Genomic DNA, 14,536 nt, shown 5'->3' with positions numbered 1-14,536 from the left:
TCATCAAGGCGCCAATAACGAATTGCCGCGCAGCATCAGCTTCGCGGCCGTCCGTGGTTTGCAGTATCGCATTGACCGGCACCCGACAAATATGTCGGGCCGGCAGACAATGTCGTGGCCGCCCCCACTCAGGGCGAAACGCCCCCCCGAGCAGCCGCAACATCCCGGGCCGTCACATGGCCCTCCCGATTCCCGAAATGGCTGATGGCATAATTCGCGATGTCGGCCAGATCCTGGTTCCGATATTCTGGCCCGAACGCCGGCATGACCATCGCGCCATGCGCGGTTTGCAGCGTCCCTCCCTCGACCATGGTCCGGACCAGATTCCGCCCGTCGGTCTCGCCCAGGCTGCGCGCGCCCCACAGGGCGGCGAAATCGACCTGCCGTCCATGCCCGTCCGTCAGATGGCACCCGGTGCAGGCCCCTGCAAACAGCCGCTCGCCATTGCTGTGGATCGGCGCCAGTTGCGCCAGCGTCTCGGGCGAAACGACCCCGATGGTCTCGTCCGACCGCCGCGCCGGCAGGCTGCGCAGATAGGTCACCATCGCCGCGACATCCTCGGGCGTCAGAAACCGCAGGCTGTGACTGACCACATCCGCCATCGGCCCGACGGCCGTCCCCCGCCCGTCGGCATGGCCCGTGGAGAGATACGCCGCCAGTTGCGTATCGCTCCACGCCCCAATGCCGCTATCGACATCCGACGAGATATTATAGGCCAGCCACCCATCGATCATGGCCCCGGCATAGGATTTCGTCATCGATAGCGCCTGGAGCATGGTCCGGGGCGTATGGCATTCGCCGCAATGACCGGCCGCCTCGACCAGATAGCGCCCCCGGTTCCAGGCCGCGGTCCGTCCCGGATCGTCCGGCAGCGGGCCGGACGGGCGATAGAGCAGGTTCCACCCGATCATCGCAACGCGGATATTATAGGGAAACCGCACCTGATTGGCCGGCGCCGGCGCATGGACCGGGCGCAGGCTCATCAGATAGGCGCGAATGGCACGGACATCCTCCTCCGTCATCTTCACGTAGGACGCATAGGGCATGACGGGATAAAGATGCCGCCATCCCGGCCCCACGCCGCGCCGCACGGCCGAATCGAACTGCGCGTCGGTGTAGCGCCCGATTCCGGTCTCCGAATCGGGGGTGATGTTCGGCGCATAGATGGTGCCGATCCCCGGCAGGTCGAACGCGCGCCCCCGGCGAAGGGCACGCCCCCCTGCTTCGTGTGGCAGACCTCGCAATCCGCCGCCTGTTCCAGATAAGCTCCACGCCGTACCAGATCGGCATCCTGCGCCTGCGCGGCCCCCACCGGCATCATTTTGGCCAGCACAATCCCGACCAGTACAGCCATGCCGGCCACCCGGCGCCCGAAGCGCGTCACGACCGGGCGGCTCATGCCTGCGGCCCCGTCAGCGGCAACCGGCGATAGCGGCGGCCGGTGGCGGCAGCCATCGCATTGGCCAGAGCCGCCGCGGCCGCGGCGGTTCCGGTCTCGCCAATGCCGCCGGGGTCCTCGGTGCTGTCGATCAGATGCACCTCGATGGCGGGGGATTCGTTCATCCGCAGGACCCTGTATGTGTTGAAGTTCTTTTCCTGCACCCGCCCGTTTTTCAGTGTCACCTCGTTGAACAGGGCGGCACTCAAGCCGAAGATCAGCCCCCCTTCGATCTGCGACACCACCTGATCGGGATTGACCACCCGGCCGCAATCGACGGCGACCACGGCACGGCGTACCCGCACGGTACCCATCGTCGACATTTCGACTTCCATGACCGTGGCGAGGTACGAACCGAAGACATATTGCAGCGCCACGCCGCGCCCGACGCCCTCCGGCAGGGTCGTCCCCCATTCCGCCTTCTCGGCCGCGAGGTCCAGAACCGCGCGCGCACGGGGGCGGTCCTCCGTCATGCGGCGGCGGAACGCTACCGGATCGACCTTCGCGCTGGCCGCCAGTTCGTCAATGAAGCTCTCGATGACGAAGACCCCGCGCGTGCCGCCTACCCCACGCCACCACGCCGTCACCACGCCCGGCGTCTCGCGCCGCGCATAATCCAGGAACATGGCAGGGATGGCGTAGGGCGTCTCGACCGTGGCGACCAGCAGATCGTCATCCACGCCATTCGGCAGCAATGCCTCGGGCGCCCAGCGGGCAACGACCGCCGGCCCCACGATGCGGTGCGACAGCCCGACCAGTTTCCCGTGGGCGTCCAGCCCGCCGACCAGATGATCGACATAGGCCGGGCGGTACCGGTCCATCGTCAGATCCTCCTCGCGACTCCAGATCACCTTGAGCGGATAAGGCACCTGGCGGGCAAACTGCACCGCCTGCGTGACATATTCATGCTCAAGCCGCCGCCCGAAACCACCGCCGATATACTGGTTGTGCAGAAAGACCTTTTCCTTCGGCAGGCCCGTTACCTCGGCCGCCGCATCGCGGGCCCGCATCGGCACCTGGGTCCCCACCCAGACATCGCATCGCTCGGGTGTCACATGCACCGTGCAGTTGATCGGCTCCATCGGCGCATGCGCCAGCAGCGGCTGCTGATACACGGCCTCGACCCGCGCCGCGGCCCCCTTGATGGCCGTCTTGGCATCGCCCTTGGTGTTGGCGACGATGGCCGGCCCCTGCAGCGCCTCATGCAACTGCCGATAGACCGTCTCGGTGGACACGGTGGCATTGACGCCTTCATCCCAGGTGATCGCCAGGGCCTCCAGCCCCTTGCGCGCCGCCCAGTAATGGTCGCCGACCACACAGACCGCATTGCCGATCGTCAGCACGTCCCGCACACCCGGCACCTGCCGCGCCGCGCGGTCATCGACATGCAGCAGCACACCCCCCATCACCGGGCAGGCCGCGACGGTGCCGATCTTCATGTCCGGCTGCTGGATGTCGATGCCGAAAGTCGCCGTGCCGTTCACCTTCGCCGGCCCGTCGAGCCGATGCTGGGCATGGCCGATCAGGCGAAAGGTCGAGGGGTCGCGCAACGCAACCGGGCCGGAGGGAACCGGCAGCGCCGCCGCCTCCACCGCCAGTTCACCATAAGTCAGGGTTCGCCCGGTGGGCACATGCCGCACCACGCCAGCCTCGCTCTGGCACGACGCCGGATCAACCACCCATCGATCGGCGGCCGCCCGGATCAAGAGCGTCCGCGCCACCGCGCCGGCCTCGCGCAGGCTCTTCCAGGTCGCGATCGTCGAAGTCGAGCCGCCGGTGGCCTCCGTCCCCAACGCCTTGGTGACATACGCCTCATCCGCCGGCGCGGCCTCGATCTGGATCTGGTCCAGCCCCACATCCAGTTCCTCGGCGATCAGCATCGCCTCGCCGGTATAGATCCCCTGCCCCATCTCCACATTCGGCAGGATCAGGGTAATGCTGCCATCCGGCGCAATCCGCACGAAGGCATTGGGCGCAAACGGGCCGGTCTGGTCCTCCACGATCCGCGTCACCGTCGCCGCGCGTGACCGCGCGCGCGGCAGCACCACCGCCATCAGCAACCCGCCTGCCCCGGCCAGGGCCTGGCGGCGCGAAACCGCAATCGTCGTCATCGCCATCAAACCGCTCCGGCCACGTTACGAATGGCCGCCCTGATCCGCCGATAGGTACCGCAGCGACAGATATTGCCCGACATCGCCTGATCGATCTCGTCGTCGGAGGGGTGCAGATTGCCTTTCAGCAACGCGATGGCCGCCATGATCTGGCCGGGCTGGCAATAACCGCACTGGACGACATCAATCTCCAGCCAGGCTTTCGTCACCTCCGCCGCCACCTCGTCCTCAGCCAGCCCCTCGATCGTCGTGACCGGCCGCCGGCCCACCAGCGAGACCGGCAGCGAACACGCCCGGACCGCCTTGCCGTCGACATGCACGGTGCAGGCCCCGCACTGGCCGATCCCGCAACCGAACTTCGTGCCCGGCAGCCCCAGCACATCCCGCAGGACCCACAGCAGCGGCATGTCATCGGGAACATCCACCTGATGCGCCGTACCGTTTACCTGCAATGTCAGCATACAAATCCTCCGGACCAGACAAACCGGGTCACGGACTGGCGGTTACCCGCCAGTCCGCCGCACCGCTATCAGAACAGTATCGAATCGACCATGCCCCCGCATCCCTTGAAATCAGGGAGACGGCCCCTGCTGATCGTCCGGCCTGTCGGCCGATTCGGGCAGCGCGTCCGCCAGGTCGGCCGTCGCCAGCGCGATCGCATCGTCAGATGCTCTCACAACGGCGCTGTCGCCCGGCAGCAACGCGACGCCAGAGCGTTCGGTCGTATGCCGCGCCCGCGTCAGTTCATCAAGATTGGCGAGGATATCGGGATACTCGGCCACCAGACGGCGGAAACGGCGCGTGCTGATGGTCAGGAACTGGCCGAACTGCAACGACCGCGTCACCGCCCGAGCCGGCATGCGCGACAGGGCTTCCTCCGCCCCGATCACATCGCCGGCTCCGAACCGGACGTCATGTTCGGGAAAATGGGTTTCCGCCAGCCCGGCACTGATGAAATAGACGGTTCGCACCCGCCGCCCGCGCCGATACAGCCGCTCGCCCGGCGAGGTAAAATGGATGGAAAATTGCGGCGCGATCGCATGCAACGCTTCATCCGACAGGCCTTGGAAAACCGGCAGCGCGCGCATCCGTGCCTCGATCCCGGCCTTGATGTTGAAGACCAGCGGCGCACCCAGATGTCCGCGCCGCCGCTCGACATCGCGATGAAGTTCGCGGTGCAATTCGTCGCTGATCAGAGACTCCGACAGAAGGGAATCATATTCCTCTCCTTCCAGCCGCAACGAGACCTGTTGCAACAGGCGCATTTCCAGCGCCTCCGAATAGCCCTGATAATGCAGCCGCAGCGTCTGTAACGCCTCGTTCAGCAGCTTGCGCTGCCGCTCCAGCACCTCACCGACGATCTCGCCAATACGGCTGCCCAGCGTCGGCTCCATGCGCGTACGCATGAAGCGAATCAGCGACAGCGAGACGAAATAGCTGATCATCAGCATCTCGAACCGCTCGGTCATGCATGACATCAACGGCTGGTCGAAATGGAAGCGATGATGGATCGCCTGCGCCAGCCGGAACCGCAGCGACGGCCGCAGGCGTCGGCGCATGGCGCGCACATAACCGAAACGCCCTTCCAGCCGGGCACCATCGACCATCGCCTCGGCCGAGCGCAGCAGCGTCTCCATCACCGGGCGCGACAGGCCCTGGATGCGGAACAGGTCCAGCAGGATCGAGCGTTCGCGGTTCGCGATCACGATCAGCGCCAGAGTCACCCTCTGCCGGTCGCCCAGCGCGGTGTCGAACGTATTGGCCTGCTCCTCTTCCTCCACCTGCCGGCCAAGCTGGCTGATGACGGTGTCCGACACCGCGCGGGAGAAGCCCAATTCCTCGGCGACCTCGCTGGTGCGGTCGCGCACCTCGCCCAGCCCGATGCCCAGCACCTGATGCCGCAACGCCTGGTCGATCGGCGAAAGCTGGTCGAGCTTCAGGAACAACACCAGATAACGCAGCGTGGTGCCGTTAACGAACAGCGTAATCAGCACGAACCCGGTCGCGATGATCCCGATGAAATGCGCAACCGGGGTCGAGACGTGCTGGTTCTCGGTCACCGCCAGCGCCAGTGCCAGCGTGATCGCTCCACGCAGCCCGCCCCAGACCATGGTGATCTTGAAGGGCGTGGGCACCGGCGGCGACAGGCGCGTCGCCGCCAGCAACGGCAGCAGGCCGAACACCACCGCGCCGCGCGCCAGCAGCCCGGCCCCCGTCGCCAGCAGGATCAGCACGCAATCCCAGCGCGTCATGCCTACCAGCAAGCGAGGCACCAGCATCGACGCCAGCACGAACACGAGCGACCCGGCCCAGAACACAAGCTGCTGCCAGAGTTCGTTAAGAAAGCGCCATGTCTGCGGCCGAAACGTCGAAGGCCCGTAGACCGACATGGTCAGCCCCGCCGATGCGGCAGCCACCACGCCGGAGAACCCCAGAAACTCGTCGCAGAGAATATAGACGATATAGGGCAGCGCCACGGTCAGCGTAATCTCCGCCGCCGGCGCCGCGCCGATGGTGGTGATCATCAGCAGCGTCAGCCGCCCGAACAGCACGCCCATGACGATGGCGCCGATGAACGAGACCAGGAATTCCAGCAGGGCGCTGCCCGGCGCGATGCTGTGATGCGACGTCACGGCCGCCAGCAGCAGCGAGAAGATCGAAATCGCCGCCGCGTCGTTCAGCAGCGCCTCCCCCTCGACCAGACGGGTCAGCCGGCTGCTGGCCCCGATATCGCGAAAGATTCCCGCCACCGCCGAAGGGTCGGTGGTCGCCACGATCGCCCCCAGCAGCAGACAGACCGAAAGCGGCAGCCCGGCAAACGGAAACAGCGCGAGCCCGATAGTCGCGGTCGAGACCACCACCGCCACCACCGCCAGCAGCAGCACGGTGGCCGTCTCATGCGCCAGACGGCGCACATCAATGGCCAGTGCCCCCTGGAACACCAGCGCGGGTAGAAAGATCAGCAGAAAGGCTTCGCTGTTCAGCGGAAAATCCAGCAGGGTCTCAGCCGCGCCGTTGAACAGTTCGGTATAGGACGACCGCAGCACCAGGTCGGCGCTGCCACCCAGCACGATGCCCGCCAGCGCCAGCAACACCGTTTCGGAGATTTCCAGGCGTCTCGCGACCGGCTGAACCGCGCTGACGACCACCAGAAGCGCGGCGATCGCCAGAAGAACCGCAGCCAGACCTGTCACCGCCATCCGTTAACTCCCTGTCGTCTTACGCCCGGCCGATTCATCATGGCTCGAGAGTATGACATTCCGATGGCCTTCCGGCTCCGCGATGCGACGCCGGTCCCCTCGCCCGTGCTCATGCCCCGAAAAAGCATACCGGCTGGTTACCGGCAACGGCACCAGCCGGTCACGTTATGCTGCCGTCCTGAAACACGGCGCCCTCCGCCGTGGCCGCCAGCCATGCCCGGACCTGTGCCTCGGGGTCCGGCTGGGCAATGAAGTCGGAGACGGCGGAAACACAATCAGCCCCCGCGGCGATGCAGGATGCCGCCCGCGCCAGCGTAATGCCACCAATGGCGACCAGCGGCACCGACCCGACCAGCCGCTTCCACTCCCCCAGCCGCTCCACGCCCTGCGGCCCCCAGGGCATCTTCTTCAGCCGGGTCGGCCAGACCGGGCCGAGCGCGACGTAATCGGGCCGCACCGACAGGGCGCGATCGAGTTCGCCGGTGGAATGGGTACTCACGCCGAGACGAATCCCTCCGGCCCGAATCGCCTCCAGATCGGCATCGTCCAGGTCCTCCTGGCCCAGGTGAATGAAGTCGATCCCTTCATCCAGAGCGAGGCGCCAGTAATCATTCAGCACCAGGCACACGCCATGACGCGCGGCATGGGCACGCGCGGCGCGGATTTCCTCCAGCAACGCGGCGCCTTCCAGATCCTTGACGCGCAACTGGATCAGCCGCGCCCCGGCCCCGCCCAGACGGTCGACCCACACCGCCCGATCGACGACCGGATAAATTCGTGACGGCAGGCTCATGCCAGCACCGCCCGGCCCAGAACAGGGGTCGAAGGCGCCGCCATGTCGCGCTGCTCCATCGGGTCGGCGGCCCGCGCAATCAGCCCGGCCTCGACAGCAAGGCGAAACGCCGCCGCCATCTGCGCCGGATCACCCGCCTGCGCAACAGCGGTATTGATCAGCACGGCGTCATAGCCCAGCTCCATCGCCTGGGCGGCGTGAGACGGCAGGCCGATCCCCGCATCCACCACCAGCGGCACATCCGGAAAATGCGCCCGCAATGCCCGCAGGCCGAACACATTGTTCAACCCCTTGCCGGAGCCGATCGGCGCCCCCCAGGGCATCAGCACCCGGCAGCCCGCCCGCAACAGGCGCTCGGCCCCGACCAGATCTTCCGTCATGTACGGAAAGACCTTGAACCCATCCTCGCTCAGGATTCGCGCCGCCTCGACCAGCGCGAACATATCGGGTTGCAGCGTGTCCGATTCCCCGATGACTTCCAGCTTGATCCAGTCGGTCTCGAACACCTCGCGCGCCATGTGGGCGGTCGTCACCGCCTCCTTCACCGTATGGCAACCAGCGGTATTGGGCAGAACGGGCACACCCAGATCGCGGATCAGCGACCAGAATGCCTGCCCCGCGCGGCTGCCGACCGATTCGCGCCGCAGCGACACCGTCACCACCCCTGCCTGGGCAGCCCGCACGGCATCGGCCAGAATGCCGGGCGACGGATATTGCGCCGTCCCCAGCATCAGGCGGGACGACAGTTCGGTACCATAGAACAGCATGGGTCTATCCCCCCTGCATCGGCGCCAGGATCTCGATCCGCGCGCCCTCATCAATCGTCCATGACGCCCGGCGCGACGCCGGGACGAACGCGCCATCCACCGCCGTCGCCACCCTGGCGTCGCCATAGCCCAGTTCATCCAGCAGGCCGGCCAGGGTCGCCGTCGTGATCTCGCGCGGCTCCTCGTTCACCAGTATTCTCACGTCATTCCTCCCTGCCCCGTTCGCCCGCCGCCCCGTCAAAGCCGTCAGGCGGCCGGGCCGCCGAACACGATGTCGCCCACCTGCCGGGCCCGCGAAGGCGACAGCAGAAAGCCATGGCGATACATCCCGTTCACATGAACAGTGCGCCCATGCACGGTCACGGCCGGCACATTGTCCGGATAGGCGGGCCGCACGCCAACGCCCGTTTCGACGATTTCAGCCTCACCAAAAGCCGGATGCAGCACATAGGCGGCGGTCAGCAATTCCACCATCGAGCGCAGGGTCATGCTGGCCAGGCTCTCGCTCTCCACCATCGTCGCCCCCACCATGAACAGATGGTCCGCCCGGGGCACGATGTAAACCGGTATCCGCGGATGCAGCATGCGGACGGGCCGGCTCAGCGTCACCTCACGGCAACGCAGCAGCACCATCTCGCCGCGCACGCCACGCAGTCCGGTCAATTGGTTTTCAGCGGCAATCCCGGTGCAATCCACCACCCAGTCGGGCCGCGCGCCATGCCATGAGTCCTCAGCCATGCGGTCGGCCGGCGCATTGACAACGATCGTGCCGCCCAGCGCGACCAGTCGCGCACGTAACGCCCCCAGCGCCTCGCGCGGGTCCAGATGCCCCTCCTCGGGAAAGAACAGTCCCTTGTCGAACCGCCCCTCCAGATCGGGTTCCAGTTCAGCGATGCGGGCACCATCCACGGTCTGGAAATGGCTGGTTCGCCGTGCGAAACGCGCGATATCGCCTACATCGCGCGGCGGGGCCAGCACCAGCGTGCCATTCCGCGCCACGTCCGGCACATGGGCAGCCCACCATTCGACCGATTCGAGCGAATCGTGCGTCACCTCGGGCGGCGCGGATTCGGCCTCGCACCACGGCGCCAGCATCCCCCCCGCCATCCATGACGCCCCGGAGCCCTCGCGGCCACCGATCTCCAGCAGCACCACGTCGGCACCGCGCTCCGCCAACGTCACCGCGCTGGTCAGGCCCGCCACGCCAGCCCCGCGCACCAGTACCCGCGGCCGTCCACCGGATTCCATTTTCGTCATGGATATCGCTCCCTTCTCCCCACCGGGCCAGCCGGCGGTTCGGGGCGAGAGGATGTTGCCTCCGCCGGCCGAAGACAACACCCCTCAGCGTACGACCTGCACCGACCGCCCCAGGACCGTCCGGCTATTCGACGGTCACCGACTTCGCGAGATTCCGCGGCTGGTCCACATCCGTCCCCTTCAGCAGGGCGACTTCATAAGCCAGCATCTGCACCGGAATCGTCTGAAGCACCGGAGCGGTAAATTCACTCACCGTCGGCAGCGCAACCACGATTTCCGCCAGATCGCGCAGGCGCGGCGCGCCCTTCGTGTCGGTAAAGACCAGCAGCCGCCCCCCCCGGGCACGGGCTTCCTGAAGGTTGGAAAGCGTCTTCTCGAACAGCCGGCCCGAAGGCAGCGTGGCCACGATCGGCACGGTATTGTCGATCAACGAGATCGGCCCATGCTTCATCTCGCCCGCCGCATAGGCCTCGGCATGGATATACGAGACCTCCTTCAGCTTCAGTGCCCCTTCCATGGCTACCGGAAAGGACGATCCGCGCCCCAGATACAGCACGTCGCGCGCCTGAGCCACGACCGCCGCCATCTCGCGGATCGCCTGCCCCTGGTCGAACACCTCGTTCGCACGGCTGGGCAGGTCCAGCAGTTCCGTCACCAGTTCCTGCTCCCGCGCCTCCGACAGCGTACCCCGTGCCCGCCCGATCGCGATGGTCAGGCATGCCAGCACCGAAAGCTGGGCGGTAAACGCCTTGGTGCTTGCCACCGAGATTTCGGGTCCGGCGACGGTACCCAGCACGACGTCGCTCTCGCGCGCCATCGTGCTCTGCTCCACATTCAACACCGAGAGGATATGCTGCCCGCGTGCCCGCATGCCGCGCAGCGCGGCCAGGGTATCCGCCGTCTCGCCAGACTGCGAAATCAGCAGGCCCAGCCCCCCCGCCGTCAGCGGCGGATCGCGATAGCGCAGTTCGCTCGCCACATCGATATCGACCGGCAGCCCTGCCACCGCTTCCAGCCAGTAACGGCCAACCAGCCCGGCATAAAAGGCCGAGCCACAGGCCGTCACCACCGCACGCGGCAGCGACGCAAGGTCGAACGGCAGATCCGGCATCATCACCCGCCGCGTCGCAGGGTCGATCAGCCGCTGAAGGGTCTGCCCGATCACCACCGGGTGCTCGTGCAGTTCCTTTTCCATATAATGGCGATAACCGTCCTTGCCGACCGAACCGGCGATCAGCGCGGTCACGCGTACCGCGCGCTCCACCCGCTCGCCCGATGCGTCGAAGAATTCCGCGCCCTCCGGCGTCACCACCACCCAGTCGCCATCGTCCAGATAGGCGATGCGGCGCGTCAGCGGCGCAAGGGCCAGACTGTCGGAACCGAGAAACATCTCGTTCTCGCCATAGCCCACCACCAGCGGCGCCCCATGCCGCGCACCGATCATCAGGTTGTCGTGCCCGGCAAAGATCATCGCCAGCGCATAGGCCCCTTCCAGCCGGCGCAGCGTGGCAAACGCCGCCTCACGCGGCGACAGGCCCCGCGCCATATGGAAATCGACCAGATGCGCCACGGTCTCGCTGTCGGTCTCGGTCACGAAGACATGACCGGCCTGCTCCAGTTCGCGGCGCAGTTCCTCGAAATTCTCGATGATGCCGTTATGCACGATCGACACGCGGGCAGTGGAATGGGGGTGGGCATTGTTCTCGGTCGGCGCGCCATGGGTGGCCCAGCGCGTATGGCCGATGCCCGTCACGCCCGCCAGCGGCTCCCGCGCCAGCAGCGTCGCCAGATTATCCAGCTTGCCCGCCGCACGGCGCCGCTCGATCCGCCCGTCCACCAGCGTCGCGATGCCGGCGGAATCATAGCCGCGATATTCCAACCGCCGCAGGGCGTCGAAGATGATCGGTGTGGCGTCCCTGCCGCCGACGACGCCGACTATGCCGCACATCACCCCTGCTCCTTCTTCTTGCGGCGCAGGGCATCGCGCAACGCCGCCCCCCGACCGTCCTTGTTCTCCTGCCGGGCGCGGCCGAAGGCCAGCGCACCGGCGGGCACGTCTTCGGTCACGACACTTCCCGCCGCGACCAGCGCACCGTCTCCGATCGACACCGGCGCCACCAGGATCGCATCCGACCCGATGAAGCAATCCGTACCAATCTCGGTACGATGCTTGAATACGCCGTCATAATTGCAGGTAATCGTCCCGGCCCCGACATTGGTCCCGGCCCCGATCGCCGCATCTCCCAGATAGGTCAGATGGTTGGCCTTCGCCCCGGCGCCAAGCGTCGTGGCCTTCAATTCGACGAAATTGCCGACATGCGCCGCCGCCCCCACATCACTGCCCGGCCGCAGCCGCGCATAAGGCCCGATCAACGCCTCCGGCCCCACCACACAGCCTTCCAGATGGCTGAACGCCCGGATCTCCGCCCCGCGATGTACGCGCACCCCCGGCCCGAACACCACATGGGGCTGCACCACAACATCCTGCTCGAACACCGTATCGGCCGACAGAAAGACCGTCTCCGGCGCCACCAGCGTCACGCCCGCATCCATCGCCGCCGCGCGCAGCCGCTTCTGGACGCAGGCTTCGGCCTCGGCCAGTTCGGCGCGGGAATTGATGCCGCGCAGTTCGTCCTCAGGCGCTTCCACCGCGCGGACCTGCTCCCCTTCGGCAACAGCCAGAGCCACCACGTCGCCCAGATAATATTCGCCCTGCGCGTTGTCGTTGCGCACCATCGACAGCCAGCGCCGGAAGGTCGCGGCCTCGGCGCACAACACGCCGGCATTGCACAGGCCGATCGCCCGCTCCTGCGCGCTCGCATCCGCCCATTCCACGATCCGCTTGACCAGCCCGTCTTCGCTGACAATCCGGCCATAGCGACCCGGATCGCGCGGCCGCATCGCCATCAGCGCCAGCCCGACACCGGGCGTTGCCCGGCAGGCCAGCAGGTTGCGCATGCTTTCCGGCGTGATCAGCGGATTGTCGCCATACAGGACGGCCACATCGCCGTCACCGAACAGATCCGCCGCCTGGGCGGCGGCATGGGCGGTGCCCAGCCGATCCGCCTGCACGACGGCCTGATGCGGCCCGGCCAGCGCCGCCACCTGCTCCATCCCCGGCCCGACGACGACCACGATGCGGCCGAACACCGTGGCCGCATGGTCCAGCAGGTAGCGCAGCATCGGCCGACCGGCGAGCGGATGCACCACCTTCGGCTGGGCGGATTTCATGCGCGTTCCCATTCCCGCCGCCAGGATGACGGCGGTGGCGGGGCGTCGGGCGGACAGGTCCGCGGGCGTCGCGGACAGAGGCGGGGCATTCATGTCATGCGGGTAGCGGGCGAGGATCGGCCCTGTCAAATAAAGGGGTGATCCAAGGCCATCACTTAGGTTTACCAATTACTGCATTCCGCCCGAAAGGCCCGGTGTCAGGAGAAGCCCATGCCATCACAGACCCAACCCCGCCTCGCCGTTTTCGACATGGACGGCACGCTTCTGGATAGCCTGCCTGACCTCGCCGCCAGCGCCGACCGCATGCTGCGAAGCTACGGCCTGCCCGGCATCGCACCCGACCTGGTGCGCGCCATGGTCGGTGACGGCGTGGCCGCGCTGGTGCGCCGCCTGCTGGCCCATGCCGGCGAGGCGGCAACGCCGATCGATGCCAATGAAGCCGTGCAACGCTACATGGCCGACTACACGCCCCGCTCCACCGAACAGTCCCGTCTCTTCCCCGGCACCGACTATGCGCTGCAGACCCTGCGGGAGAAGGGCTGGCGGCTGGCGGTCTGCACCAACAAGCCGGTCGCCGCCGCCACACGCATCATCGACGCGCTGGGGCTGGCGGGCGTGTTCGAAGCGATCGGCGGCGGCGACAGTTTCCCCGCCCGCAAGCCCGACCCCATCCATCTGCTCGGCACCATTCAGCAGGCCCACGGCACGCCGCTGCGTTCCGTCATGGTCGGCGACCATCACAACGACATCGCAGCCGCCGAAGGGGCCGGCGTGCGTGCCATCTTCGCCCGCTGGGGCTATGGCCGCCCGGAGATGGAAGCCGGCGCCACGGCAGGCGGCGATTCCATGACCGAAATCCCGCATCTCGCCGGCGAATTAATTCCAGCCTGAACAAGGGGCGCCAGGAAACGCCCTAAGCGGCATCCGGCAACAGCATCACCGTCAAATGTCCCAGCTTCGGATGGTCGAAGGCGATACGGACGATCGTCAGCCCGTCACCCGGCACATCCTGAAACCAGACCGAGCCGTTCACGGGCTTGCGGGCCGCCGAACCCGGCCCGTCGCTCTTGCGGAACCCGGCAATCTGCATGTCGCTGAAATCACAGCGTAACGCCGGCCCCTGATAAGGCTGATGGGAATCGCTCGCCATGTCCTGCATGCCGACCGTATGGGCATCCATCCGCAGCAGCCGCGCCCCGTCGAACACCGTGGCCGACCCGTCACACTGATGGTGCGCCCGCACCGTCTGTTGCAGCCGCATCAGCGCACTGAGCGAATCCATCGCCGGTGCCAGATCGGTGGCCGGAATCGGGTCGCGGCTAGGCTCCGGCGGGGTCTGGAGCGCGATATGCGTCTGCCCCCCGCTATAATCCAGCACGACATGCCGATCCTCGCCGCGCGAATAGCCCGCGCTGTCATAGGTCAGCGGCTGCACCCCATCGGGCACGAAACGCCCCGTCGCCTGCGAGGTGACGTTCATATGCACCAGCAGCCCCAGCAGGCCTCCGCTGCGGATCGTCGACCGCACGGCATAACCATCCGGCGTCACGGCATAGCGCGCCGCAATCGTCAGCGCCCGGAAGCCGTGATTGAACACACCATAGGTATGAACGATCTGCCCGGACGCCGGCACCTCCGCCGCCTGAGCAACGGGCGTCCACGCACCGAGCATGGCCGCCAGCGCCAGTGCGGAAAGTCCCCGCGCCGGGATCTTACGTGACAGACGCATCACTGCTCTC

Annotated in this window: 13 protein-coding genes; 2 read left to right on the top strand and 11 right to left on the bottom strand. The window is 66.9% G+C overall.

Going from position 1 to position 14,536, the window contains the following annotated elements:
• Positions 1 to 128 precede the first annotated feature (128 nt).
• Positions 129 to 1,244 (bottom strand): cytochrome c, encoded by a 1,116-nt coding sequence (locus C7453_RS14510; protein WP_245949061.1) that lies wholly within the window; start codon positions 1,242 to 1,244, stop codon positions 129 to 131.
• On the opposite strand from C7453_RS14510, the gene C7453_RS19455 reads away from it, so the two are divergent.
• Positions 1,229 to 1,432 carry a hypothetical protein gene (locus tag C7453_RS19455; RefSeq protein ID WP_245949060.1) on the top strand — a complete coding sequence of 68 codons (204 nt, stop codon included), beginning with the start codon at positions 1,229 to 1,231 and terminating at the stop codon, positions 1,430 to 1,432. The two genes, C7453_RS14510 and C7453_RS19455, sit on opposite strands and share 16 nt — an antisense overlap.
• Here C7453_RS19455 and C7453_RS14505 read toward each other — a convergent pair.
• From C7453_RS14505 to glmU, 9 genes are all read right to left on the bottom strand, one after another.
• Positions 1,396 to 3,549, bottom strand: a complete 2,154-nt coding sequence (locus tag C7453_RS14505) for a xanthine dehydrogenase family protein molybdopterin-binding subunit (RefSeq protein ID WP_114728425.1) — start codon at positions 3,547 to 3,549, stop codon at positions 1,396 to 1,398. The two genes, C7453_RS19455 and C7453_RS14505, sit on opposite strands and share 37 nt — an antisense overlap.
• Positions 3,550 to 3,554: 5 nt before the next feature.
• Positions 3,555 to 4,010, bottom strand: a complete 456-nt coding sequence (locus C7453_RS14500) for a (2Fe-2S)-binding protein (protein WP_114728265.1) — start codon at positions 4,008 to 4,010, stop codon at positions 3,555 to 3,557.
• Between the two features lie 111 nt (positions 4,011 to 4,121).
• Positions 4,122 to 6,749 (bottom strand): cation:proton antiporter, encoded by a 2,628-nt coding sequence (locus tag C7453_RS14495; protein WP_114728264.1) that lies wholly within the window; start codon positions 6,747 to 6,749, stop codon positions 4,122 to 4,124.
• Between the two features lie 160 nt (positions 6,750 to 6,909).
• Positions 6,910 to 7,542, bottom strand: coding sequence for a thiamine phosphate synthase (locus C7453_RS14490; protein ID WP_114728263.1), 633 nt, complete (start codon positions 7,540 to 7,542; stop codon positions 6,910 to 6,912).
• The gene (locus C7453_RS14485) at positions 7,539 to 8,309 is read right to left on the bottom strand and encodes a thiazole synthase (protein ID WP_114728262.1); all 771 of its coding nucleotides are present in this window, start codon (positions 8,307 to 8,309) and stop codon (positions 7,539 to 7,541) included. The genes C7453_RS14490 and C7453_RS14485 overlap by 4 nt, the downstream gene beginning before the upstream one ends.
• A 4-nt stretch (positions 8,310 to 8,313) precedes the next feature.
• Entirely contained in the window at positions 8,314 to 8,511 is a 198-nt protein-coding gene (gene thiS / locus C7453_RS14480; RefSeq protein ID WP_114728261.1) for a sulfur carrier protein ThiS, read from the bottom strand.
• A gap of 44 nt (positions 8,512 to 8,555) precedes the next feature.
• Positions 8,556 to 9,566, bottom strand: coding sequence for an FAD-dependent oxidoreductase (locus tag C7453_RS14475; protein WP_114728260.1), 1,011 nt, complete (start codon positions 9,564 to 9,566; stop codon positions 8,556 to 8,558).
• Positions 9,567 to 9,690: 124 nt separating this feature from the next.
• On the bottom strand, positions 9,691 to 11,514 hold the full coding sequence (gene glmS / locus C7453_RS14470; RefSeq protein WP_114728259.1) for a glutamine--fructose-6-phosphate transaminase (isomerizing): 1,824 nt from the start codon (positions 11,512 to 11,514) through the stop codon (positions 9,691 to 9,693).
• Positions 11,514 to 12,890, bottom strand: coding sequence for a bifunctional UDP-N-acetylglucosamine diphosphorylase/glucosamine-1-phosphate N-acetyltransferase GlmU (gene glmU, locus C7453_RS14465; RefSeq protein WP_114728258.1), 1,377 nt, complete (start codon positions 12,888 to 12,890; stop codon positions 11,514 to 11,516). The genes glmS and glmU overlap by 1 nt, the downstream gene beginning before the upstream one ends.
• Before the next feature lie 117 nt (positions 12,891 to 13,007).
• Between glmU and gph the strand changes: the two genes are divergently transcribed.
• Positions 13,008 to 13,688: a phosphoglycolate phosphatase gene (gph, locus tag C7453_RS14460; RefSeq protein WP_114728257.1), complete on the top strand. Its 681-nt coding sequence runs from the start codon at positions 13,008 to 13,010 to the stop codon at positions 13,686 to 13,688.
• Positions 13,689 to 13,710: 22 nt separating this feature from the next.
• On the opposite strand, the gene C7453_RS14455 is transcribed toward gph, so the two are convergent.
• Positions 13,711 to 14,526 (bottom strand): DUF3108 domain-containing protein, encoded by an 816-nt coding sequence (locus C7453_RS14455; RefSeq protein ID WP_245949059.1) that lies wholly within the window; start codon positions 14,524 to 14,526, stop codon positions 13,711 to 13,713.
• Positions 14,527 to 14,536: the final 10 nt, after the last annotated feature.

This window comes from Gluconacetobacter liquefaciens (assembly GCF_003350405.1).
GTDB lineage: Bacteria > Pseudomonadota > Alphaproteobacteria > Acetobacterales > Acetobacteraceae > Gluconacetobacter > Gluconacetobacter liquefaciens.
Note: the sequence above shows the minus strand (reverse complement) of the source record. Positions and strands in the feature narration are given on the sequence as shown.

What these genes read in the sequence shown, in the direction of transcription:
- C7453_RS14505 (WP_114728425.1), bottom strand. Translation starts at nt 3,549, where the DNA reads ATGACGACGATTGCGGTTTCGCGCCGCCAGGCCCTGGCCGGGGCAGGC.
- C7453_RS14485 (WP_114728262.1), bottom strand. Translation starts at nt 8,309, where the DNA reads ATGCTGTTCTATGGTACCGAACTGTCGTCCCGCCTGATGCTGGGGACG.
- C7453_RS14475 (WP_114728260.1), bottom strand. Translation starts at nt 9,566, where the DNA reads ATGACGAAAATGGAATCCGGTGGACGGCCGCGGGTACTGGTGCGCGGG.
- glmS (WP_114728259.1), bottom strand. Translation starts at nt 11,514, where the DNA reads ATGTGCGGCATAGTCGGCGTCGTCGGCGGCAGGGACGCCACACCGATC.
- C7453_RS14455 (WP_245949059.1), bottom strand. Translation starts at nt 14,526, where the DNA reads ATGCGTCTGTCACGTAAGATCCCGGCGCGGGGACTTTCCGCACTGGCG.
- C7453_RS14490 (WP_114728263.1), bottom strand. Translation starts at nt 7,542, where the DNA reads ATGAGCCTGCCGTCACGAATTTATCCGGTCGTCGATCGGGCGGTGTGG.
- C7453_RS14495 (WP_114728264.1), bottom strand. Translation starts at nt 6,749, where the DNA reads ATGGCGGTGACAGGTCTGGCTGCGGTTCTTCTGGCGATCGCCGCGCTT.
- glmU (WP_114728258.1), bottom strand. Translation starts at nt 12,890, where the DNA reads ATGAATGCCCCGCCTCTGTCCGCGACGCCCGCGGACCTGTCCGCCCGA.
- C7453_RS14500 (WP_114728265.1), bottom strand. Translation starts at nt 4,010, where the DNA reads ATGCTGACATTGCAGGTAAACGGTACGGCGCATCAGGTGGATGTTCCC.
- gph (WP_114728257.1), top strand. Translation starts at nt 13,008, where the DNA reads ATGCCATCACAGACCCAACCCCGCCTCGCCGTTTTCGACATGGACGGC.